The organism is Aliikangiella litoralis (genome assembly GCF_052495765.1).
This window is the reverse complement of sequence record NZ_CP199292.1, coordinates 4,826,097-4,847,627: the sequence shown is the minus strand read 5'-3', so window position 1 is coordinate 4,847,627 and position 21,531 is coordinate 4,826,097. Positions and strand designations below refer to the sequence as shown.

Sequence of the window (21,531 nt, the reverse complement as noted above, 5' to 3'; positions counted from 1 at the left end):
TTCAACTTCTATTATGGATTGACAATGATTAAAAATAAAATATTGTTTATTTTTCTATTACTAATGCCTTTAGTTGCATGTGGTAATGCAACTAAAGTAAAAAAACTCTCAGTTTTAGATGTAAAGAAAGAGTTGAGAGACTTTCTTTTTTCAAAGTATGATGATTTTCAAATAACTGAAATATTTTCAAAAAGTGACAATAAGAAAGTTTTTTTACAAAGTAAGCTAGGTAAGGAGTTTGTTAAAAATACAGAAATTAATGAAAGTTCAGAAATGCTTTTTAAAGAGTTAGTATCAGGTACAGATTCTCATATTGGTGTGGCTGTCATTGAATATGACAATGCTACCAATGCTAAAAGAGCTATTGCTTCGATTGGTTCGTCTGGCTATTTTAAAAACGCAAAAATTTTAACGCGGTATTTTGTGGTGAATAGGGACACTAGAAATTTAGTGGTTTATACTGAGTCTGTGGGAGATAAACAAATATTGACGTTTATTGAGTTATATCAGAAAAAGCTAGTTGCTCATTAAGCAAGAGGTAGTATAAATTACTAAAAATATAAGTGCATTAGCAAGCTGTTGAAATTATGAAGTATCAAATTGTATTAAGGATGTAGTTAAAGAACTCACTAAAGTATTAGAAGAAAAGTAGGTAACAAATATTAAAAAGGTTAAGTGGAGGTTTAGTTTTTTAGTGCTGCAATAGCATCATCAATATTCCAATTACCTAAATCGGCTGCTGTTCCTTTACCTCCTAGCTCTCCATCACTACCTAAAGAGTAAATATCATAATCACCAAATTTTCCTGGGTATCTGTACTGATATTCATTTCCCCATGGATCTGATTTTAGTTGTTTTAAATATCCGCGTTGCGAGTAATTTTCTGGAATAGGGGAAACATCAGGTTTTGTGACGAGTGATTCTAATCCTTGTTCTTTTGTTGGTAGTAAAGAGTTATCAGAATGATATTGAATAATTGCTGAATCTAACACGGCTAGGTCCCCCTTAACTCGTTGAAATAGGCTATATTCCATATCACATACAAATGAATTAGCAAGTATGCTGCCTAGTATTACCATAATAAAAACAATCGCTAGCAGTATTTTTAACCAAGAAAAACCAGATTGAAATCGAGTTTTTATTTTCATGTTGATAACTCTCCTTAATAAAAAATACTAATGATAAAACTGTGTGTTTTGTTTTATTTTTGTGTGTTCTTTTAAACGCTAACTTTTTGAAAAGGGGTTATGAATCTAAATTTTTAACATTTTCATTGAGTGTTTTATGTAGCATTTTTTTGGGCTGCGAAAGCTGATTGACAAATGCTCGTGATCAACGGTTCATTAATTGAAACTTATAAAATCTATTCAGTGATCAATTGACCACAGAAGAATAAGAACTAATGTGTGTTGCTTTGGGGAAGTTAGGAAATGATTATAACGAGGTTAAGAGGAGGTTTAGAAGAAAGTGCTAATGCTTCTGCTCATCATTTTTAGCGTTATACATGAACCATGATTTTACTTTTGGATTCTCTGCCATATCCTCAGGCGTAAAACCGTAATTGTTTTTATGAGTTAAGTTTGCACCATGCTTGACTAATAATGTAAGTAGTTGAATATGTTTTTTAGTGTCCCCTTTAAGGGCTGCTGCATAGTGAATAGGTAGAGCACCATGTTCATCTGCTTTGTTTAAGTCAATGTTTAGTGAAAGTAAATATTGAGTAACTAAATATCTTTGTGATAAATCGGCTGGTTTGTGTTGAAAATTTTTTTTAATTGGTGGCATGGATACTCTTGTTGATAATGCAATATGCAGTAAATTTTCTTGACTAGCTCCTTCGTATTTAACTTGGGCACCTTTAGAAACAAGTAGTTTTATTAGTTCAATATTAAGGTTAGCTACGCTCCATGCTAATGCTGTTCTTCCTGAATCATCACGAGCATTAATATTAGCACCATTATTTAAAGCATTATTTACTTTTTGCTTTTGATTAAAAAGTGCTGATTTTAATAATAAATCTTCACTATTTGATTGTGATTCTGTTGCTGTAGAACATCCTTGCAATAAGCAAAAGAGTAGGAATAGTATTTTTGTATGATATTTCTTTCTTTGAATCATTTTTCTATTATCATATTCGTTAAGGTATAACCCTGCTCCTATAGAGTGAGAGAATATATGTAGTTCATCAATAGGCCGACTTGTGGGCCAAGCTGCTAGAAAATTGAAAAATTCAATATCTGTAGTTATCTCTTTTGTTGCTATATTACTTTTAGGCGATATGTTTAGTAATCTTTTTTTTAAACTGTCGGAAAAAACTTTAAAATTCCAATCATGTCCTAAACCATAAATTATTACGATTTCTTTATTCATATTGATAATTTTATTAGGTCTTTAGTTTTTAGTCTAAACTTTATAGTTTGTTTGCCCTATTGTCTAGTATGTCATAATAATTTTTTCATAGCACTAGGTTAAAAATATAAAATCAGTGAGATATTTTATGTACCCATAAGTTAAGGATAACTAAATTTGTTGTCTCCTTTTATGTAATCGCTTTATGTTTTTATAGAGAAAATATAAATTTATATCTCGTTTTGAAATGGTTGAAGTGTAAAATAAATAGGTTTTGTGCTTTGACTAGAAAGGTTAATCTATATTTAGCATTGACTTTTTATTTCAGGATGTTATTTTTGACTTTATGTTTCGATGCATAACCAAATAATAATTAGCTGATTGATAAATGATCGTGATCAACGATTCATTAATTGAAGCTTATAAAATCTATTCAGTCATCAATTGACCGCAGAAGGATAAGGACTAATGTGGTGGTATTTTGGGGAAGTTAGGAAATGATTAAAGTAGCCTGTCTTTGTAGTGTTCTTGTTATTCGTTCGGTTGATGTTTTAAATATCCTATTAAACCGAAAATACCATTTTGCTTACTTTAAAAATTTTTTGGGAAGAGAAGGTGGTTTTATATTGCTGAATTATTGGGAATGTCGGTTTTCGACACCATAACAGATATTTAAAATACTCAATTTTGTGAGGAAAGTAAGATAATGGGATGGAAAGGAACACTGCGGTCTGTAAGTGCTGAGTTAAAAAGACAGTCCAGAGAGGCTGATAAACGCCATCGTCAAAGAATGAAAGAGTTGGAACGCGAGGAAGCGCGAGATACTGTAACTGAATTTGAAAATTACCTAAAGGATATAATATCTCTTCATAATGAGTGCAGAGCATCCTTGGATTGGAGTTCTATAGAAAATGAATCTGAACCTACAGCTCCGATAAACGAAAAAATATTAACAGTTTTGGCTGAAGAAAGGCTTGAAAACTACAAGCCAAATATAATAGTCAAACTTCTTAAGCTCGAGAGTCGACGAAAAAGCAGTCTTGCTAACAAGATAGAAAAAGCTAGACTGGATGATGAAAAGAATTTTGCTGAAGCAGATAAAAAATACAAGGTATCTAAGCGCAAATGGGAGAAAAATCAAGAGTTAATTAAGCGGCTTAAAAATGACGGAAACGCTGTTATCGAGATTCTTCAAAAGCACCTTGAAATTAGTGATTTGCCTATAGGTAAAGATGTTCAATTTGAAGTGTCTGATGATATGCAAGTTGATATTAACTTGAAGGTATTGTCATATGAAGACGTCATACCCGAAAAGATTTACTCATTGCGACAAGCTGGAACGCTCTCTACAAAGAAAATGCCGAAAGGGAGAGGTTTGGAATTATATCAGGACCTGTGTGTAGCGCTTTAATCAGAGTTGCAAGAGAAGCTTTAGGTATTTTGCCTTTTGAAATGGTACGAGCGAACGCTTTACTGAACGCCGTCAACACACAAACAGGTCATTTAGAGGATCAAACTATTATATCAGTACTCATAGCAAAAAATACTTTGCAAAAAATGAATCTCAACAAAATTGATCCTTCGGATTCATTGAAAAATTTTATACATAACATGAATTTCAAAAAGACAAAGGGGTTCGACATGGTCGAGAAGGTTAATATTATGTGAGGTGTCTAAAGTAACGACAAGGAAGAGTCCATACAAATCAATGGGGTCAGAGAAAATTGATTCAATGTTAATATCTGATATTGACCGATAACAAACTTTACAAGTCTATTAGAGTTGGCTAGTTAAACAAATAGCAACAGATAAATTATGGAAGAAGAAAACAACAAAAAAGAAGTTTCAAAAGCCGAACAAGGATTATTTAAAAAGTTAGTTGATGCAACTATCATTCTGGCTTCTCTAACTGGATTCTTATATGCCTCAGGTATGGCTTACTATAGCGCCTTCTTAAAATATTGGGGATTAGACGCGCTTAACTTTGCTCGCTCTTTTCATGAAATGGCGTACTTTGGTTTAATAACAGTATTCAATTTTTCAGTCAGTTGGTTGCCACAATTAGTTTTAACTATTTCTGTTTTAGCATTGGTCTTAATGATTGCAATTCCACTTAGTCCAGAGTTTGGTATATCTAAATGGATTAGGAGTCATATTAAACTTATGTGAAACGGTGCTAAGCACCAGTGAGTCAATACAATCAAAAAATTTTGGAAAGCCCGCAATACTAATATTTCTACGAGCTTGCTCAATTCAAATATAAAATTAAAAGCGGTAGTTTACAGAAACTCTAAAACTTCTAGGTGTACCAGGTTGAATCCAAGCATCTGCAAATGAATTCACGTAATAGGTCTTATCAAACAGGTTGTCAATTTCCAATCGTAACGATAGTGAATCATCAAATTCATAGTTTGCAAAAACGCGGGTAGTAGTATAACTGGGAAGTTCAAAATCTGTACCGAAAAAACCATTTCTTTCGCTGACATACAAAATACCTCCACCATATTCAAATGGTTTGCCAGTTAGCTCGGTTGATTTGACTAACTGAAGGTTTAATTGATGCTCTGGAATATTAAGTAGGGGACTTCCTGCATCTACTGTAAAACCAAAATTAGTATCGAAAAATGTATTTTCTGTTTGTGCATCAACATAAGTGTAGGATGCCCATAACTCCAACTCTTCGGAAAGTTTACCGCTTAAGTCAAACTCTATCCCTTGGCTACTAGCTTCACCAATAGCTGCACTGGTAAATTCTGCTGGGTTGTCTACAACAAGAATATTTTCTTGTTCAACTTTAAACAAAGCAACGGTTCCAAATAAATCACCGTCATCGAGAGTAAATTTGACACCCACTTCCATTGATGTTGATTGGTTTGGTTCAAAACCATTGCCTTCTGCATCATTGCTAGATAATGGGCGGAAATTTTCACCGTATGCGGCGTACATCGAAAGGCTATCATATAATCCATACACAAGGCCAAACTGTGGACTCAGACGCGATTCCGTTTGCGCTGTTATAGAGTCTGCTCGACGATTATTTAGTTCTTGTTTGTAGTCGTCATATCTTACTCCTACGCGAATGTCTAACTGTTCAGTCAGGCTTATTTGATCTTGTATAAATATTCCAATTGATTTTTGTATTTCAACACGGTCTGTATTAGGACCTGGTGTTGGCAAAGGGTAAGAGCCATACACCGGATTAAACACATTGATAAATTGATCGCCTTTGACACGTAGAAACACTTGATCATTTTCAAATTTATCTGAGTCTATGCCTACAATCATGCGATGTTGAAAACCTGCCAATTTAAACATACCTGTCAACTCGGCACGAAGTACGCGGTAACTAGCGTCATAATCACGAGTGCGACGAAATCGATTTATTTCTCCATTAATTACTCCACCAAACCCAGTTTCAGTAGCTGCACCTTCTAAAGATGTATTACGGTAATTAAAACCAATCAAAGCACTCCAGTCTTTGTTAAAATCATGTTGAAATTCTAACTGATGGCCAAGAACATTGGCCTCCATAGGACCATCACCTGGTTCCCCAAGAAAACGGCTTTCAGGGATAAGCCCAAGTTTTCTATCGATAGCAATCACTCCACGGTCAAAAGGGACCTCTTGATGACTGTGTTCTAATTCGTAAACAAGATTACTTTTATCACTCAAGGCCCATACGATAGAAGGGCTAAAACCTTCTGCTGTAGATTCAATCGTATCTCTGAAGCTTTCTGCATCCTCATAATAGCCAACCAGACGAATGGCAACTGAGTCTGACAGTGGAGTTGTGTAATCTGCATCAACTCGATAAGTCTCAAAGCTGCCTACAGAAAATTTGAGTACACCTGCTGTGTTGAAGGTAGGGCGCTTGGTCACTAAGTTGATAGTTCCGCCAGGCTCACCCCGGCCAAACAATGCCGCACGAGGACCCTTTAATACTTCAATTGATTCGATACTTGATAAATCACGTGAGCCTCCAAAGCCTCTACCTGCATTAAAACCATTGACTAAATAGTTACTTGGTAAATTTTCATCTCCAACAAAACCACGAACGGCAAAACTATTCCAAAGTCCGCCAAAATTATTTTGTCTGGCAACAGAAGTGGATAAATCTAAAGCTTGTGATAAATCAATAGCACCTGCATTAGTTAATGTTTCAAAACTGATGTTCAGCTCTGATTGCGGGGTTTCTAGTGGCTCAAAATCGCCTTGGTATGCTTGACGTGTGCCAATGATGACAACACGAACATCTGGATTTTCAGTATTCGATTTTTCTGTACTAGAGTTTTCAGTAGCTGACTCTTTCGCTTGCCCACTTGAATCAGCCTGTGCAGGAATCGTTAACAGGCCAGCGATAAAAGCGGCTAGATAGATTGGCTTAGCTCCTTTTGAATTAATCATAATGATGAACCTTATTTTGATGTAAGTTTATGGATATTGAATAACTATCAAATAAATCGGTTTACCAATCTGAATACATCAAATTTCTGGCTTACGAATGCTTTCCTTTTTAGAGTTATTCTGATTTTCATGGTTGTTAAATGATTGTTAAAAGCGAGGTAGTCGCTCTAGTTGTGACTTATCAAATTTGTCGCGCGAAAACAGCAACGGATAATAGAATTTTCTAAGAGAACGATGAAACTCACGAATTTGGAGCTCATATTCAATTGCTGCCAGTAGGTCGGTCTTAGCAAGTCGCGTCATCTTTTTTTGAATAAGCATTGGTGGAGAAAGGATTGCCACGTTGTTTGCCAGCTGATGTTTTTTTAATCCAGCTTTTCTATAATCTGTTGAGAGGGGGCCTGCAACTTCATCGCCCACTTGCTGAAATGCGTAATACCATTTCCATTCAAATTCACCGTCAATCTTTGCTTTATCTTTGTACTCAGGATGTGTTGCGATAAAAGCATTCATTGTGGCCTCTACTGGTAAATCCCATGCATCATTTACTGCTTCTCGTTGGGTTAGTAAAATGTCACTTCCTTGTGGTGAGTGAACACTTTGATTGATCACTAGATTTCCCAATAGTGGTATGACGAAAGCAAAAAGCGCCCAAAAACCAATTAAAACAGAAGCGACTCTCGGAGCACTGTTTGCCTTTTTCCCTAAGAAAACACTTAATAATATCCAAAAGGCAAAATAGATTAAGCACCATAAAGACACCTGCAACACATCGCTAATGGCTGTACTACTTATCAGAGCACCAAAATAGAAAGGTAACAGTAGACTGATAAAAACAGCGATTAAGCGAACTGTTGTCCTTGCGCCCCACAGTGCCCACGAAGACTTGGTTGTGGTTACTAATAAATCGTGTCTTCCATTGGTAAGCTCACTAGCGAACATGTCATGAAATAATAAAATAAGAACTAACGGAGAAAGGGCACTAATTACAAATGCAAAGTCTATTTTTCCGGCTTGTGCAAGCTCTGCATTTTGTACATCGCTTTCGTAAATCTGTCCTTCTAATGCCAGCATTCGAACACGATGTTTCCAAGGGGAGGTATCGCGTTCGCCAAGTGCAGCAAAAGCCAAATCTGATGGTTCTGAATAAGTCAGGTGAAAACTATAGTAAGCCAGCATGCCTGGGTCATCATGCTTGGCTTGTACCTCTGCCCGAGCTTTTTCATCTGCTTGTTTTAAGCGTTCAATGGTCTGTTTTTGTGCATTAACTTCACTTAAACCTGTAATCACAGAAAATGTAGAGACTAAAAAGCTGCACAATAAGAGCACCACAACATGGCGTTGACTCAACATAAACCGCCATTCTCTGTTTAGATGATTAATCATATTGCACGCCTCCCCATTATTCGAATCAACATCGACAAAATAACTATCCAAAATAACAATTGCATAAATGCTATAGTGCTTCTTGATAAGCGAGTGGTTGCATCGTCAATGGTAAAATTAAATCCTTGGATCATTTGCCAGTTTGTTGCATTAATACGGGCTTTTTGATTGCCCTCTTTGCCCTTATTACGATTAATATCATCAATGTAACTTAGTTTTTCAATGTGTGCTTTATTAAGGGATTGTACAAACCGAAATCTGAGGTCTTCAGTCTCTCTCATAAAGCGGTGATGAGTTTCTATACTTGTGCCAGCACTGAGCATTGATAAGGAGCGGATAGCTACTTTGGGCGAAAGCCATCCAAATAGTCGTGCAATTTGAGTTTGTTGTAGCTCTTGCTGCATACGCTGTTCGGCAAACTGATTGAGCACGCTGCTGAGTTTTGCTTCTGAGGCACTGGCCACAACGCCCCTGAAATTAATGGGTAGCTCTTTTACCGAATCGACATTATATTTTTGTAATAAAGAGGTTTTTAACTTGGCGAATGCAGGATCGTTAGCATTGTGCCCATCTCCTAATTTACGTAGCTCTGCAATAACTGCAAAATCAGTTTCAAGCTTGCCAGCAGATGGGACTGAAACGGAAGCTGTCGTGCTCGCAACTCGTGGCATTACAATACAAAACAATATCCAAGCAAAAGTTAACGCTGTAAAGCTTTCATTTTTTTTTGTGAACACGGTTGAAAAAAATAAAATAAAGAGTACCCATACTGATAAATACAGAATGTAAGCTAATAAAAAGCTGGCAGCAATAATTGGACTTTCACCTTGAAAAACGGCAAATAAAGCCGAGATAGTGAGTGGAAATACAATAAGGCAAACGACAAAAAATAAAGCTAAACCTTTTCCAATAAGCAGGGTAAAAATTGATGTTCCCTGAGCAAATAGAAAGGAAAGTGTCTGTGATTCACTTTCACGACTCATCGAGCTGTAACCGATTAAAATCAAGAGCAAAGGTGCAATGACCTGAACAATAAAAGCTGGTGACAAACTACCTAACTTGGTTAATCCTGTGCTGTGTTTTTGTTCGGCAAATGTCGCGCTATTTTGTCGATGACCCTCTAAAAAAATTGAATTGCCTGTGTACGCATCTACACCTGGGTCTAACACGCTTAAGGGAGAAGGCGTTCTGAATGCATAATGCCCATAGTGCACCATCCGATGTGGATGCCTGTCAGGCTGTTCCATAAAGGTCTGTTCCGCGGTATTTTGCATCGTTTGTCTTTGGTTGTTCAACTCATGCATTTTGAAAGCCGTCACAATCACTGAAGACAAAGTGAGTATAATGCCAATAATGAGAACCGAAATAGCTAGTTTTGAGCGGGACCAGTAGCGTAACTCGTCTTTTGCGACACACCCTATTTTTGTTTTAAATAGACTATGCATTATGACTGCCTTGTGCAAAAGCTGCATGGACTCGCTCTGTTTCTATGCGTGTATTGTCGAGGGTTTCAAATTCACCGACTAATTCGCCACGACGAAGTAAACCTATGCGATCGGCAACCTGACAGGCTCCGTAAACATCATGAGTGACCATTAATATTGTTGAGCCTGTTGAAGCTAATTGTGTTACTAGCTGATTGAATTCATCAATTGCAATAGGGTCTAAGCCAGACGTTGGCTCATCAAGTAAAAAAATGGGGGCTTCGCGCAAAATAGCCAAAGCAATTGCTGTTTTTTGACGCATCCCTTTTGAATAGGTTTGCAGTTGTCGCTCCCAGGCATCACTTTGCAAAGCGACGAGATTAAATGTGTTCTCAATTTCGTCATCTGATTTATTGATATCTGCAAGCGATAAAAAATATTTAAGATTCTCTCTTGCCGTTAAATGCGGATAAAGTGTGGCGTTTTCTGGCAAATAAGCTGTTTTTGTTCGAGTTGACTTCAGTGCAGAATTAACATCTTGACCATCAATGATAGCCTGTCCGCTCTTAGGGGAGTTAAAGCCGAGAAAGGTTTTGAGAGTTGTGGACTTACCTGCTCCATTACCTCCGAGTAAAGCATAGATTTCTCCTTTAGCTACGCTAAAGCTTAACTCTTTTAAAATCACTGTATTTTTAATTTCAACACAAAGAGATTTTGACTCAATTAACGTTTTGTTTTGTTTGGTGTTTGCCACTGAAGACTCTAATTTTCATGTTATATTATTTTTGGTATGTTATATCATATCTTTTTGGATCGCAAACTGATTATGTGGATAGCACTTTGCAAAAGGGCGGGGGAGTAGATCTGTTAGAGGGGTTATTAGTTAGAGAAAGCGGGTTTGACGTTAATACCTGTGGTCGTATAGCAAATACATGTTAAGACAATTGATAGTTGAGCGTCTGACATCCATTTGCATTTTATTTTTTCGGTAGGCTATGATATAGAAATGGAGTAAAGCTCATAAAAATATTAATAAACAGGTGCGATATGAAATTTGAAGTCAATAAAAGTACAACAATTGAGGCTCCCATAAGCAAAGTACGTGCTTTGGTCGAAGATTTTAACCATTGGAACAGCTGGTCTCCTTGGACGATTATAGAGCCTGGTTGTGTTGTTAATGTTGCTGGTAATCCCAAAGAGCCTGGACATTCTATGAGCTGGGACGGAGAAGTCATCGGTTCTGGAAAAAATACACTTCGTTCGGCTGATTCAAACCAACTCAATTACGACCTCGAATTCTTTAAGCCGTGGAAGTCAAAAGCTAAAGTGAGTTTTTTATTTGAAGAAATTGATAACAAAACAAAAGTGACCTGGATAATGAGCTCCAGCATGCCATTTTTCATGTTTTTTATGATAAAGACAATGAAAAACTGGATTGGAATGGATTACGAGCGTGGACTCAGAATGTTAAAGGAAATCGCTGAGAAGGGAAGCGTAAAATGTCAAACGACTAATAACGGTATGGTTGAATATAAAGGGTTCTCATATGTTGGTATTCAGCGAACGGTTCCTGTTTCTGATATGCCTGTCACAATGAAAGAAGACTTTGAGAAAATTGTAAACGATATTGTGGTAAACGGTCAGAAGGGTGCTAAGCATTGGGTGTGTATTTACCCCAAGTTTGATATGAAAAATATGAAAGCGACTTACATTGCTGCTGTTTCAGATGAAGATCTTGAAAATATAAATTTAGATCCCGAATACATAAAAGGGCAGATTGATGACTCAAAAGCGCTTGAAATAAAACATGATGGCTCATACGATTTTTTAGGCAACGCCTGGTCAATGGGAATGATGTATATGCAAGCTAAAAAAATTAAAGGTACTGGTTTTCCATTTGAGCAATATTGGAACAGTCCAATGGAAGAAGCGCCGGATGATCTTAAGACCAGTATTTTCTTTCCGTCGAAATAATCAATTGGGACAATATACTTAACCTCAGCTCTGGATAAGAAAAGTCATCATGTAGCAATTAATAGCATATGTCTGTGCTACAGCTTATTAGAAATAAGCCCTAAAAAGTATTCTAAAAAATTAGGAGGATTTATGAAAAGTTTAATCATTGCGGTTCTGGCAACACTGCTATCAGCCAACGCCTACTCTCAGCCGAAAGAAAGCCTTAAACTTACTGAAATGAAAAAAGTTGCTTTTCTACAAGGAAATTGGAAAGGTGAAGGCTGGGTATTAATGCGTGATGGTAAAAAAAGTTATTTTACACAAACGGAAAATATTGCTTTTGAGTTGGACGGGTTGATTCTAAGAATTGAAGGGATCGGTACATCGAAAGAAAGTGGTAAGAAAATTCATCACGCTTTTGCTGTTGTTCACTATAATGATAAATTAAAACATTTTAAGATGCACTCGTATAAATATGGTGGTTTTTTAAATGCCGACGCTAAAGTCGATGCAGGGGGTAATTTTATTTGGGGTTTTAAGATAAAGGAAGGCGAACTTCGATATACAATTAGGCTAGATGAAAAAGGGCGTTGGCACGAAATTGGAGAGTTTTCTAAAGACGGTGTTAGTTGGCATCAAAACTTTGAAATGATACTAGAAAAAATTGGCTAGGTTTGTCGACGAAACATAGTCATATAAGGGAAATGCTTGGAGTGTTGGTACTCACATAAACTGGTGAAATAAAAATGAAATTATTAGAAGTAGAATTCAGTTGATTAAAACATACCCGAAATTATTTTTACGTATTAAAGCGATGTTATGGGACTCTACGATTCTCGGCGTTTTGTTAATAACGCTTGCATCTTTAACTTCGCTGCTTCCATTTGAATCAAGTGTGCTTAGAGGTTTGCTGATATTTTTACCTGTTCTTAGCTTTGAACCTCTATTTATCTACTTTCGAGGAAGTACCATTGGCCATCAGTTAGCCGGTATTAAAGTTATTAATATTAATGAGCAAAAACAACTATCAATTGTACAGTGTTATGTGAGAAGCATTGTAAAATTACTGCTTGGTGCATTTTCTCTTATCATGTTTGTTTTTTCAAAAAACTATCAAGCGATACACGATTATGCTTCATTGACTATGGTCGTATTTATTGATGAGCATATTACTCCTCAAAATCATAAGTTAACTCATCAACGGAATGTTTTTACTGATAATAAGCCGTCATTAGGGCGTCGTCTGACGATAATAATTGTTTGGTTAATGATTTTATGGTCTATTAATAGCTTGGTTTTTACCGCGTTACTTTCTGAATCTTGTTATCAATATAATCAATGCTCTTCCTCTGAAGAATTGATATTTCAGGTTAATGGTCTTATTTTTTTTGCTACTCTTTTAATAATACCTGTACTAGGTTTTATGTGTAAATTGCCAGGCGCTTTTTATAAGCCGCTAAAAATGTAAAAACTGAATAATAAAACTATTAAAAGTTCTGCTAGTTATCTATTAGTTTATTACTAACCAAAATACTGTAATGGCGTTTGTCCAAACTGTTTTTTAAAACTATGAATAAATGCAGAGGTAGATTCATAACCTACATTGAGCGCAACCGTTTGAATGGGTGTATTTTGTTCAATCATAGGCAGAGAACTAATCATACGCATTCTGTGTCGCCATTGTCTAAAAGTCAGCCCGGTTTGGTTTTCGAAAACTCGTGAAATTGTTCTTTCTGAGGCGCCCAATTGTTTAGCCCAATCTGTTAATTTTTTGTTAGATGCTGGGTTAATTAATAGTTCGGAAACCATTTTTTTTAATCGTTTATCTTCGGGTAAAATAATCTCAAGCATTGCTTTTTTTTGTTCCACTAGCTGATCATAAAAAACTTGAATCAGCCTTTTTTCTTTGGCTGAAAATAAAGACAGTTGACTCGCAATTTTATAAACTTGATATATCATTTGATTAAACAAAGGAGACACTTCAATCACTTGGCATTTAGTAACAGGCTGTTCTAGCACTTCTGTTTTAAAATAAATACCAATAAATTGTACTGAGTTAACCGACCAGGATTCGTGCAAACTGCCGGCAGGAATTAACATAGCCCGATTAGAAGGAATAAAATATTGTTTATTCAATACTCGGGTTCGTAACATACCTTGTCTTGGAAAAAGCAACTGATGCCAAGGGTGAGAGTGCTGGGCATCGTGTTCTCCAGCTTGCATCAGAATTTCTCTTGCTACAATCTGATTATTTTCAGCTAATTCAATTAATTCATTGGCCGATTGGGTCGAATGTCCGTTTGGCGACATATATTGCCTTTTTATCTATATTAATCAGTTTCAACTAATGATAGGCTATTTTAGTTATATTTTTAACTGATTGACTATTGAATTGACCGGAAATATAGAATGAAATTATCACTAACTCACTTATTAATTATATTATTGCTTACCTTTTCAACTTCACTATTAGCCGAAGAGGTCAAGGTAGAGCGCTTAACCTGGGCTGGCGTTAAAGTGGTTTATGGCGATACGACTGTTTTAATTGATCCTATTGGGCGTAACATCTGGGGTGATAATACGCCAGAAAAGTTAGTGCCTGTAACAGCAACAACTAGACGTAAATATGCTTTAATTACCCATGTGCACAATGATCATTTTGATGTTGAAACACTCAAAAAAGCGCTGGGTGGGAGAGGTTATGTGATTTGCCATGAATCGGTGGCTGATTATATTGTTTCGAATGGTTTAAAAGTGATAACCACAAGTACCTATAAGCCTGTCATGCTTGGCGGTATGAGTTTTACACCAGTACCAGCAGAAGATGGTTTAGGAGCATCGCAAACTAGTTGGGTGATTAAAGTTGGCGATAAAAAACTATTTCATGCGGGTGATACTTTATGGCATGGTAGCTGGCGAACAATTGCAGCACAATATGCTCCTTTTGATGCGGCCTTTTTGCCCATTAATGGGGCTAGGTTTCCAAGCCAAGAAGCCGAAACGCCTTTTTCAATGACTCCCCAACAGGCCGTTGATGCAGCTATAGTAATTAAAGCTAAAGTTTTGGTTCCTATTCATTTTGGCTTAAATGATCCTAAGTATTATGTGGAAACAAAAAATGCACTTCAACAAGCCAAAGCCGATGCTAAAAGACGTAAACTTAATTTACAACACTTGCAACCTGGTGAATTTTTGTCTGGTTTGTAAAAACAATGCTTTGAAGTTTTACTCAAAAGTAAGTCGTTAAGAGGCTCGTTTTAAGGATTAAAATGGAAGCCTCTTTTTTTATTTTTCTTAAGTCGGCTTTTCATTATGGGGAAGCATGTCGATAATGAAAAGCCCATTGGTTTAGCCATTTTTTCTATTGAACTTTTTAACAACTCTGTATTGGGAGACATAAAACTCCTTGAGTGTCTTATTAGATCTCCAACACCTAGGATTTTAGAACCGTGTTAAAGCCACCATAAATTAGCCGCTTACCATCAAAAGGCATCGGATTATTTTCTGGAGACATTCTAGGATCTTCCATCATAGTTCCCCAACCTGCGTCACGGGTTTCCTTAGAAGGCCAAATCACCCACGAAAATACAACTATTTCATTTTCTTCGGCTTTGACCGCCATTGGTAAAGAGGTTACTTCACCATCAGGTACATCATCGCCCCAGTTCTCGACTACCTCAAGTGCTCCACATTCTTTGAATAGTTCTGCAGTTATTTGGGCGTGTTCAATATATTTCTCTTTGTTTTCATTCGGCACTGCTGCAACAAAACAATCTACATATGACATGTTTATTTCCTTTTTTGGGTTTGACTGACTACGAAATTTGTTTTGGGTCTAATGGCATTATTTGCGACTACCAGTAAGGTAACCTGCAATATGACTTTGTTCAATTTTTTTATAATTAACATAGTAGCTTATTCTTATCAATAACAATCAATAATAGACCGCCACTTTACAGACAATCACCGACAGGCTGAACGGTTAATTACTGCATTGCTTTATCGTACATAACTGACTCAATAAATTATATTTGTCTCTATCTGACTTTTCGATTTAAAATAAATAAAAAGAATAACCCGCCTAGTAAACCGGTAATAATGCCAATTGGTAACTCTTCTGGAGCTAAGAGCCAACGAGCTAATAAATCGGCCCAAGGTATAAATAATGCACCTAACAAAGCACTCAAAGTCAAAACTCGCCGAGTGTGACCGCCAACTAGGCTGCGTGCAATATGAGGCATCACTAAACCAATAAAACCGACTGCACCACAAGAAGCAATTAAAACTGCGGTAATTAAGGCACTGCATATAAATAATTGGATTCGAAATCGATTTACGGTAATGCCCAGACTGTGTGCGGTTTCATCGCCGAGTAGTAAAGCATTCATGCGAGAAGATTGATAGAGCAAATAAATGTAGGCAGAAAAACAAGTGATAAAAGGGAGTAGTATATTATCCCAGCGAGCCAGACCAAAGCCTCCTAGTATCCAGAAAATAACCTGATGACTTGCTCTGTGATCACCTAAAAAGAGCAACAAATTTGCTAACGATCCTAATATAAAAGAAATGGCAACGCCTGACATTAATAAGTTGAATGGACTTGTTGATGAACACTTTTTATTAATTAGAGCAATAGATAATGTTGCAAGCAATGCTCCAATAAATGCACAAATGGGAAGTGATAAATCACCCAAAGTAGCAATAGAAAATTTTCCTAAGTGAAGGGTGGCAATAACGGCTCCCAAAACAGCGCCAGAGGAAACACCGAGTAAATGAGGTTCTGCTAAAATATTTCTGGTTGCTACTTGTAATGTCGTGCCGGCAATAGCAAATCCAGCACCAGCTGTTGCAGCTAATAATGCTCTTGGAAAACGCAGTTTCCAAATGATAGTATCTGAACTAGAAGATATAGAAGTGTGGTTAACTGAAATAGCATCACTATAAAAAGGAAGTAAGTGGTTAAGCAGTATTGTGAGTGTGTCAGATAATGGAATTGTGGTTGAACCAGGCATAACGACCAGCGGAACGGAAATAATAATACATATTATTGTGGTGTACACACATCGAGTATAGATCGCTTTTTGGTGATTGGATTGATTCATAGCTTATCCTGTTTGCTCATTGAATAGAGTTCTTTTTTGAATGAATAGTACTATGTAATTTTATTGTGGCATTGAACGCTTGTATGCTTGGTGTAACTTCATTATAGGTAAGCACGATAAAGTGATTGTTTTTTATTGCTTTAATCGTAGAGAGTGCAGGTTCATTGGTAAGAAAATTTATTTTTTCTTGCGCTGAAATATTACCATAATCAACAATGATTATGAGATCAGGATTTTTCTCTATAACAGCTTCCCAGCTAGCTCTTGTCCAGCTTGTTTGCAAATCAGAAAAAATATTGTTACCACCAGCAGCCTCAATGATTGCATTAGGCATACCATATCGCCCTGAAGTAAAAGGGCTATCAAAACCACTGTCAAATAAAAAAATATTGGGTTTTATCGTTTTTACCGTTGCTTTTGAGAGGTGGAAAAGCGAGCTTTTAATTTTAGTGATTAAATTTTTTGCAGCATCTTGTTTTGAAAAAATAATACCTAAATTAGTTAAGTCAGTATAAATATCATCAAAACCAGCTGATTTTTTTGGCATAATATGTATACAAGATTCTGCCAATTCGTATACAGGGATATCAAAAGCAGCTAATTTTTTAGGTGTTAATGAACCTCCAATTTTTAAACCATAATTCCAGCCGGCAAATAAAAAATCTACGTTGTGAGTCAGTAGTGTTTCTATATTGGGAGCATGACGAGACAAGGCCGTTAAATTATTTGGGTATTGATTAAGTATTTGATTATTATTTTTGTTCGACTCTATTCCTGTATAACCAACCATGTTATCTTGCAAACCAAGAGCTAACATCATTTCTGTCATATTAATATCGTTAGATACTGCTCTCTTTGGTACTTTTGAAAAATGTATTTTTCGATTGCATGAAACAATACTCTTTTTATCAGGTGTAACTAAATTATTTGCTGATATGTTTGTTGAAAAAAACAAAGTAGATAAAAAAAAGAAATTGAGTTGATTGAGTGCTTTCATAATATTTCAATTGAAACTTGCTGGGTCGTTTGGCTTTTTACAATAGAGGCATCAATGGAGAAAGTGTTTTTGAAAAGCGTTGTTGTCATGGTTTTTTCTGGGCTACCTTGAGAAATTAATTTTCCTTGTTGTATAACTGCTATGGAATCACAAAAGCGAGCAGCTAAATTTAAGTCATGAATACTATAAATAACAGTGAGACTTGTGTTTTTTAACAGTTGCAAAAGAGCTAGTTGATGATAAATGTCTAGGTGATTAGTCGGCTCATCGAGGATTAATACATCAGGTTGTTGTAACAACGCTCTAGCTATCATTGTTCGTTGTTTTTCTCCACCGGATAGGGTATCAAAATAGCGGTGTAGTAAGTGGTTAATATCAAGCTTTTTAGCAATGCTATAGAGTAAGTCTTGTTGCTTAAACTTTATTTTTTTATAGGATAACGAATAGGGTAAAAAGCCTAAGTTCAGAATGTCTTCTACAGTTAAATGGAATTCTGTTGGGTACTCTTGTGTAACTACTGCAATATGTTTAGCGAGCTGTTTTTTTGAATAATTAACAAGTGGCCTGGAATTAAAAAATATTTCGCCAGAACTGGGTTGTAGTCGGTTGTAGAGACAGCGCAAAAGTGTTGTTTTTCCACTGCCATTAGGGCCAATGATGCCATTCATTTTATGAGGCAAACTGGTATAAGATATTGCAGATAATATTGGCGCGTTTTTTTTATCTGGAGTCCAGGTTAAATTATTAGTAGTTATCATTATTGAGTTGCAATTGGTTGTTAGAAAGTTAAGCACATAACACTCTATATGTGCTTTTTTATGAATTAAAATGTGTAATATATTCCGACTTCAGTACTGCGGCCTTCTGCTAAAATCCACTGAGTACTGCCATAAGAAGATAAAACGTAATCATTTTCGTCGGTAATATTTTTACCGCGCAGTGACAGTTTTAAGTTTGGATTTATAAGCCACTGAAGGTTGACATCAAACACGGTATAATCGGGTAGTTGTATTGAGGCTGTATTGGCATTGTCGGTATATCGCTTGTCAACATAACGAGCCCCCCCACTGAGTTGCCACTGTGGTATAAATTGCCAATTCATCCATAAATTTGCCGTTACGCCAGGTATATTACGCGGTGTTTTTCCACTTAAGTCAGCATTGCCACTAACAAATTCATCATATTTAGCGTCAACTAAAGCAATATTGAAGTCAATGTTGAAGTTATCTGTTGGCTTAATAAACGTATCTAATTCGAGACCTTGTGATGATTGTTGACCAATCTGACGACTAATACCGCCGGGATCATTACTAATCAAGTTTGCTTTTTCAATGTGATAAATAGCAATCGTATATTGTAAACGGCTGCTCCATAATAATTGCTTGATTCCCATTTCAAGCTGATTGCCTTCTGCTAGTTTTAAATGAGGATTTGAAGCCGTTAATACTGAGCCGATTGAGTCAAGTGCTTTGCTATATTGAGCATAAAGACTGATATCTTGTAAAGGTTGATAGACAACGCCCAGGCGCCAGCTAGAACCTGAAAAATGGCTGTTGGTTTTTTGAGCTGTTTCACCGTTACTTCGATTAAAATCATCACGCTCATAATCATACTGATCTTGACGTATACCTGTTATCAAGCTCCATTGTTCATTAAACAGCATATGACTTTCGAAAAATAAAGCGTACTGTAATGTGTCAGAAATAAAATCGCGTGTGGTTTCACTTTGAGCGCCATCTGACCAAGTTCCTGTATTTGGATGATTTAAAGATACCGTTGTTGAGCCGTTATAAGGTCGATTATTTAAGTGCATAAAATCAATTTGATTAAACTCCACACCAAGGCTTATGCGGTGTTCTATATTGTCAATATTAAAATCAAATAGCAGATCCGAACGGTTGCCAACTTGAGTTAGTTTGTGAAGTATTTCTAAGTAAAGTGCACGATCGACTAACCCAGTGCCAGTGTTGTAAGCATATTCTTCTATATTGCGCCAATGCCTGTCTGCTTCAAGATAATAGGTGTCACTTCGTAGAGTCAAGTTATGGTTGATTTTCCATTCAAAATTGAGCCTTGGCCACCAATCAATATAATTAACAATGCCATCTTCAATGTTATAATTATGATTTCGAGTTGAGTCTATAATTTTGCCGTTAACGAGTGGCGTTCCCCAATAGGTTATTGGTTTAACGTCGGCATAATCAACACTGAGTTTTATATCAATGTTTTCATCCGGTTTAAATCGTATTGAGCCTGCGACAACTTGTTTGTTTTCTTTGCTGTTATCAAAGGAGCTATTGCTATTGTGGTTTACAATATCAAATCGATAGGCGGTATTATCTGTTAAGCGACCACCTGAACCAAAGGCGAGACGTTGTAAATTAAAACTACCTATGCTGACATCTATTTCATTCTCAATGTTTTTGAAATTAGCTATTTTAGGTACATAATTAACCGTGGCACCTATTGCTCCCACGCCATTAATAACGGAACCTGGTCCACGTAAAACTTCTATTTTTTCCAAGCTCCAAGTGTCAGCCGGAAAAGTCCGTGTGCCTGCACCGACATACATGTGTGTGCCATCAAAAGTTTGTACTACTGAGCCGTGCCCATTAAAGCCTCTAACAGACATTGATGTGCCACCATTACCTTGTCCAGCACTCGATGAAAACCCCGTTGTGCGTGTGACAGCTGATAAGGAAGAGTGGTCAGCTTTTATGGTGATTTCTTCTTTCGTTATGATTTCTTGACTCGCTGGTGTATCAATAATTTCTAAGCCTAATCGAGATGATGCTGAGTTTTCATCATTCAAATTGAGGCCCTTTGGTTCCTTTTGTCCAATAATTGTTAATATTTCTGTTTGTTCAGCGAAAGCCGCAGAAAAAAAGAAGCTAAGCCCTAATATAGAAAAAGTTAATTGTTTGATTCTCATGAATCTCCTCATTTGTAACAACAAAGTAGGAGTACAGGCAATTTATGAAAATTGAGTCATATCAGTGCCGCCCGCACTTGTTTACCGGAAATGTGATCAGAGAGGAGAAAACATATAGAAAGGAAAATTGAACACGCCCATTTTCACTGTTCTGAGATAGCCCCACGCTAGTCACAACTTAGTTTTTAGGCCGGTATACGGACTTATGATTTGAATGTTTATTTTATTAAATAACATTCTGACTGTATCGCCTTCCCATGTTGATACACAGTGGCGGGTAGTTGTTTTACCATGATACAGTTTTCAATCAATTACCGTTGCGGGGGCAGTTCTGGAATAACACTTTATGTGTGCACCAGATTCCCGTTTAACAGGTTATGCACCTAAAACGCTGCGGAATATACTTGATATATGTTGATAATGCAAATTGTGTTTATAGGGTTATTGTTTGGAGGGATATTATTTGTATTATGGTTTGAGATGGGTGTCTTGTTTTATTGTTTTTTATTGATGCTTTTTGCATTAGTTATTGTTTTATAAACTCGTTTTATCTTTTAACGCAAAAATAATTAATTGCAGACTGTCATTTTACAGTCTAAGGGGTAAACAATTACAGAAGCTTTTTAGCTTTGTCTAAAGTGAAAACATAAAAAACAATACTCAACTGTTTGCTAGCAGTACCTATGGCTATTCTTGTTTAAAGTTTTGAATAGAAAAGTGACTGTCTGTGAATAGAAAAGTGACTGTCTGTAATTATGATAATTATGTTTTATCAATCATTTTTATAAAAGACAAGAATGACTGACTATAAACTTACTTTCCGCTCAAACATTATTATTTTAAACTAGGCGGCTATTGGTTCTCCTTTTTTTTCAATGTTCTTCGCTTATGTCCTATGATCAATAAGCGTGCAAAGATCATTGTTATCAAACTAATGTTTAAGTAATTAGAATGATTTTTTACAATGACATCATCAACACC

21 protein-coding genes and 1 riboswitch are annotated in these 21,531 nt (G+C 36.3%); of the genes, 8 read left to right on the top strand and 13 right to left on the bottom strand.

Going from position 1 to position 21,531, the window contains the following annotated elements; all coding sequences use genetic code 11:
- Positions 1–24 precede the first annotated feature (24 nt).
- The gene (locus ACT5E3_RS20135) at positions 25–531 is read left to right on the top strand and encodes a hypothetical protein (protein WP_444995354.1); all 507 of its coding nucleotides are present in this window, start codon (positions 25–27) and stop codon (positions 529–531) included.
- Between the two features lie 152 nt (positions 532–683).
- On the opposite strand, the gene gspG is transcribed toward ACT5E3_RS20135, so the two are convergent.
- Positions 684–1,148 (bottom strand): type II secretion system major pseudopilin GspG, encoded by a 465-nt coding sequence (gene gspG / locus ACT5E3_RS20130; RefSeq protein ID WP_444995353.1) that lies wholly within the window; start codon positions 1,146–1,148, stop codon positions 684–686.
- Positions 1,149–1,470: 322 nt separating this feature from the next.
- Positions 1,471–2,370: an ankyrin repeat domain-containing protein gene (locus ACT5E3_RS20125; protein ID WP_444995352.1), complete on the bottom strand. Its 900-nt coding sequence runs from the start codon at positions 2,368–2,370 to the stop codon at positions 1,471–1,473.
- Between the two features lie 476 nt (positions 2,371–2,846).
- Here ACT5E3_RS20125 and ACT5E3_RS20120 point away from each other — a divergent pair, with 476 nt between their 5' ends.
- From ACT5E3_RS20120 to ACT5E3_RS20110, 3 genes are all read left to right on the top strand, one after another.
- Positions 2,847–3,014 carry a hypothetical protein gene (locus ACT5E3_RS20120; protein ID WP_444995351.1) on the top strand — a complete coding sequence of 56 codons (168 nt, stop codon included), beginning with the start codon at positions 2,847–2,849 and terminating at the stop codon, positions 3,012–3,014.
- Positions 3,015–3,055: 41 nt separating this feature from the next.
- Positions 3,056–3,760: a hypothetical protein gene (locus ACT5E3_RS20115; protein ID WP_444995350.1), complete on the top strand. Its 705-nt coding sequence runs from the start codon at positions 3,056–3,058 to the stop codon at positions 3,758–3,760.
- Positions 3,761–4,164: 404 nt separating this feature from the next.
- Complete coding sequence (locus ACT5E3_RS20110) at positions 4,165–4,518, top strand: hypothetical protein (protein WP_444995349.1); 354 nt, start codon at positions 4,165–4,167, stop codon at positions 4,516–4,518.
- A 96-nt stretch (positions 4,519–4,614) separates the two neighbouring features.
- On the opposite strand, the gene ACT5E3_RS20105 is transcribed toward ACT5E3_RS20110, so the two are convergent.
- From ACT5E3_RS20105 to ACT5E3_RS20090, 4 genes are all read right to left on the bottom strand, one after another.
- Positions 4,615–6,753 (bottom strand): TonB-dependent siderophore receptor, encoded by a 2,139-nt coding sequence (locus ACT5E3_RS20105; protein ID WP_444995348.1) that lies wholly within the window; start codon positions 6,751–6,753, stop codon positions 4,615–4,617.
- Positions 6,754–6,900: 147 nt separating this feature from the next.
- Positions 6,901–8,082 (bottom strand): DUF3526 domain-containing protein, encoded by a 1,182-nt coding sequence (locus ACT5E3_RS20100; protein WP_444995347.1) that lies wholly within the window; start codon positions 8,080–8,082, stop codon positions 6,901–6,903.
- 53 nt (positions 8,083–8,135) lie between these two features.
- Positions 8,136–9,584, bottom strand: a complete 1,449-nt coding sequence (locus ACT5E3_RS20095; RefSeq protein WP_444995346.1) for an ABC transporter permease — start codon at positions 9,582–9,584, stop codon at positions 8,136–8,138.
- Positions 9,577–10,317 carry an ABC transporter ATP-binding protein gene (locus ACT5E3_RS20090; RefSeq protein WP_444995345.1) on the bottom strand — a complete coding sequence of 247 codons (741 nt, stop codon included), beginning with the start codon at positions 10,315–10,317 and terminating at the stop codon, positions 9,577–9,579. The genes ACT5E3_RS20095 and ACT5E3_RS20090 overlap by 8 nt, the downstream gene beginning before the upstream one ends.
- A 293-nt stretch (positions 10,318–10,610) precedes the next feature.
- On the opposite strand from ACT5E3_RS20090, the gene ACT5E3_RS20085 reads away from it, so the two are divergent.
- From ACT5E3_RS20085 to ACT5E3_RS20075, 3 genes are all read left to right on the top strand, one after another.
- Positions 10,611–11,537 carry an SRPBCC family protein gene (locus tag ACT5E3_RS20085; protein ID WP_444995344.1) on the top strand — a complete coding sequence of 309 codons (927 nt, stop codon included), beginning with the start codon at positions 10,611–10,613 and terminating at the stop codon, positions 11,535–11,537.
- A gap of 132 nt (positions 11,538–11,669) precedes the next feature.
- Entirely contained in the window at positions 11,670–12,191 is a 522-nt protein-coding gene (locus ACT5E3_RS20080) for a hypothetical protein (RefSeq protein WP_444995343.1), read from the top strand.
- Between the two features lie 100 nt (positions 12,192–12,291).
- Positions 12,292–12,987: an RDD family protein gene (locus ACT5E3_RS20075; RefSeq protein WP_444995342.1), complete on the top strand. Its 696-nt coding sequence runs from the start codon at positions 12,292–12,294 to the stop codon at positions 12,985–12,987.
- A gap of 53 nt (positions 12,988–13,040) precedes the next feature.
- Here the strand turns inward: ACT5E3_RS20075 and ACT5E3_RS20070 are convergent, their stop codons facing one another.
- Complete coding sequence (locus ACT5E3_RS20070; protein WP_444995341.1) at positions 13,041–13,829, bottom strand: AraC family transcriptional regulator; 789 nt, start codon at positions 13,827–13,829, stop codon at positions 13,041–13,043.
- Positions 13,830–13,928: 99 nt separating this feature from the next.
- Here ACT5E3_RS20070 and ACT5E3_RS20065 point away from each other — a divergent pair, with 99 nt between their 5' ends.
- A complete protein-coding gene (locus ACT5E3_RS20065; RefSeq protein ID WP_444995340.1) occupies positions 13,929–14,726 on the top strand; it encodes an MBL fold metallo-hydrolase in 798 nt (265 codons plus the stop codon).
- A 50-nt stretch (positions 14,727–14,776) separates the two neighbouring features.
- Here ACT5E3_RS20065 and ACT5E3_RS20060 read toward each other — a convergent pair whose 3' ends face one another.
- The 6 genes from ACT5E3_RS20060 to ACT5E3_RS20035 form a co-directional block, all read right to left on the bottom strand.
- Positions 14,777–14,917: a hypothetical protein gene (locus ACT5E3_RS20060; protein WP_444995339.1), complete on the bottom strand. Its 141-nt coding sequence runs from the start codon at positions 14,915–14,917 to the stop codon at positions 14,777–14,779.
- A 35-nt stretch (positions 14,918–14,952) separates the two neighbouring features.
- A complete protein-coding gene (locus ACT5E3_RS20055; protein WP_444995338.1) occupies positions 14,953–15,306 on the bottom strand; it encodes a DUF1428 domain-containing protein in 354 nt (117 codons plus the stop codon).
- A gap of 250 nt (positions 15,307–15,556) precedes the next feature.
- On the bottom strand, positions 15,557–16,621 hold the full coding sequence (locus tag ACT5E3_RS20050; RefSeq protein WP_444995337.1) for a FecCD family ABC transporter permease: 1,065 nt from the start codon (positions 16,619–16,621) through the stop codon (positions 15,557–15,559).
- Positions 16,622–16,637: 16 nt separating this feature from the next.
- Positions 16,638–17,618: an ABC transporter substrate-binding protein gene (locus ACT5E3_RS20045; RefSeq protein WP_444995336.1), complete on the bottom strand. Its 981-nt coding sequence runs from the start codon at positions 17,616–17,618 to the stop codon at positions 16,638–16,640.
- Positions 17,615–18,376 (bottom strand): ABC transporter ATP-binding protein, encoded by a 762-nt coding sequence (locus ACT5E3_RS20040; protein ID WP_444995335.1) that lies wholly within the window; start codon positions 18,374–18,376, stop codon positions 17,615–17,617. The genes ACT5E3_RS20045 and ACT5E3_RS20040 overlap by 4 nt, the downstream gene beginning before the upstream one ends.
- Before the next feature lie 65 nt (positions 18,377–18,441).
- The gene (locus tag ACT5E3_RS20035; protein ID WP_444995334.1) at positions 18,442–20,550 is read right to left on the bottom strand and encodes a TonB-dependent receptor; all 2,109 of its coding nucleotides are present in this window, start codon (positions 20,548–20,550) and stop codon (positions 18,442–18,444) included.
- 171 nt (positions 20,551–20,721) lie between these two features.
- Positions 20,722–20,952: riboswitch (cobalamin riboswitch) on the bottom strand.
- Positions 20,953–21,531: the final 579 nt, after the last annotated feature.

What these genes read in the sequence shown, in the direction of transcription:
- ACT5E3_RS20135 (WP_444995354.1), top strand. Translation starts at nt 25, where the DNA reads ATGATTAAAAATAAAATATTGTTTATTTTTCTATTACTAATGCCTTTA.
- gspG (WP_444995353.1), bottom strand. Translation starts at nt 1,148, where the DNA reads ATGAAAATAAAAACTCGATTTCAATCTGGTTTTTCTTGGTTAAAAATA.
- ACT5E3_RS20125 (WP_444995352.1), bottom strand. Translation starts at nt 2,370, where the DNA reads ATGAATAAAGAAATCGTAATAATTTATGGTTTAGGACATGATTGGAAT.
- ACT5E3_RS20120 (WP_444995351.1), top strand. Translation starts at nt 2,847, where the DNA reads ATGATTAAAGTAGCCTGTCTTTGTAGTGTTCTTGTTATTCGTTCGGTT.
- ACT5E3_RS20115 (WP_444995350.1), top strand. Translation starts at nt 3,056, where the DNA reads ATGGGATGGAAAGGAACACTGCGGTCTGTAAGTGCTGAGTTAAAAAGA.
- ACT5E3_RS20110 (WP_444995349.1), top strand. Translation starts at nt 4,165, where the DNA reads ATGGAAGAAGAAAACAACAAAAAAGAAGTTTCAAAAGCCGAACAAGGA.
- ACT5E3_RS20105 (WP_444995348.1), bottom strand. Translation starts at nt 6,753, where the DNA reads ATGATTAATTCAAAAGGAGCTAAGCCAATCTATCTAGCCGCTTTTATC.
- ACT5E3_RS20095 (WP_444995346.1), bottom strand. Translation starts at nt 9,584, where the DNA reads ATGCATAGTCTATTTAAAACAAAAATAGGGTGTGTCGCAAAAGACGAG.
- ACT5E3_RS20085 (WP_444995344.1), top strand. Translation starts at nt 10,611, where the DNA reads ATGAAATTTGAAGTCAATAAAAGTACAACAATTGAGGCTCCCATAAGC.
- ACT5E3_RS20080 (WP_444995343.1), top strand. Translation starts at nt 11,670, where the DNA reads ATGAAAAGTTTAATCATTGCGGTTCTGGCAACACTGCTATCAGCCAAC.
- ACT5E3_RS20070 (WP_444995341.1), bottom strand. Translation starts at nt 13,829, where the DNA reads ATGTCGCCAAACGGACATTCGACCCAATCGGCCAATGAATTAATTGAA.
- ACT5E3_RS20065 (WP_444995340.1), top strand. Translation starts at nt 13,929, where the DNA reads ATGAAATTATCACTAACTCACTTATTAATTATATTATTGCTTACCTTT.
- ACT5E3_RS20060 (WP_444995339.1), bottom strand. Translation starts at nt 14,917, where the DNA reads ATGTCTCCCAATACAGAGTTGTTAAAAAGTTCAATAGAAAAAATGGCT.
- ACT5E3_RS20055 (WP_444995338.1), bottom strand. Translation starts at nt 15,306, where the DNA reads ATGTCATATGTAGATTGTTTTGTTGCAGCAGTGCCGAATGAAAACAAA.
- ACT5E3_RS20050 (WP_444995337.1), bottom strand. Translation starts at nt 16,621, where the DNA reads ATGAATCAATCCAATCACCAAAAAGCGATCTATACTCGATGTGTGTAC.
- ACT5E3_RS20045 (WP_444995336.1), bottom strand. Translation starts at nt 17,618, where the DNA reads ATGAAAGCACTCAATCAACTCAATTTCTTTTTTTTATCTACTTTGTTT.
- ACT5E3_RS20040 (WP_444995335.1), bottom strand. Translation starts at nt 18,376, where the DNA reads ATGATAACTACTAATAATTTAACCTGGACTCCAGATAAAAAAAACGCG.
- ACT5E3_RS20035 (WP_444995334.1), bottom strand. Translation starts at nt 20,550, where the DNA reads ATGAGAATCAAACAATTAACTTTTTCTATATTAGGGCTTAGCTTCTTT.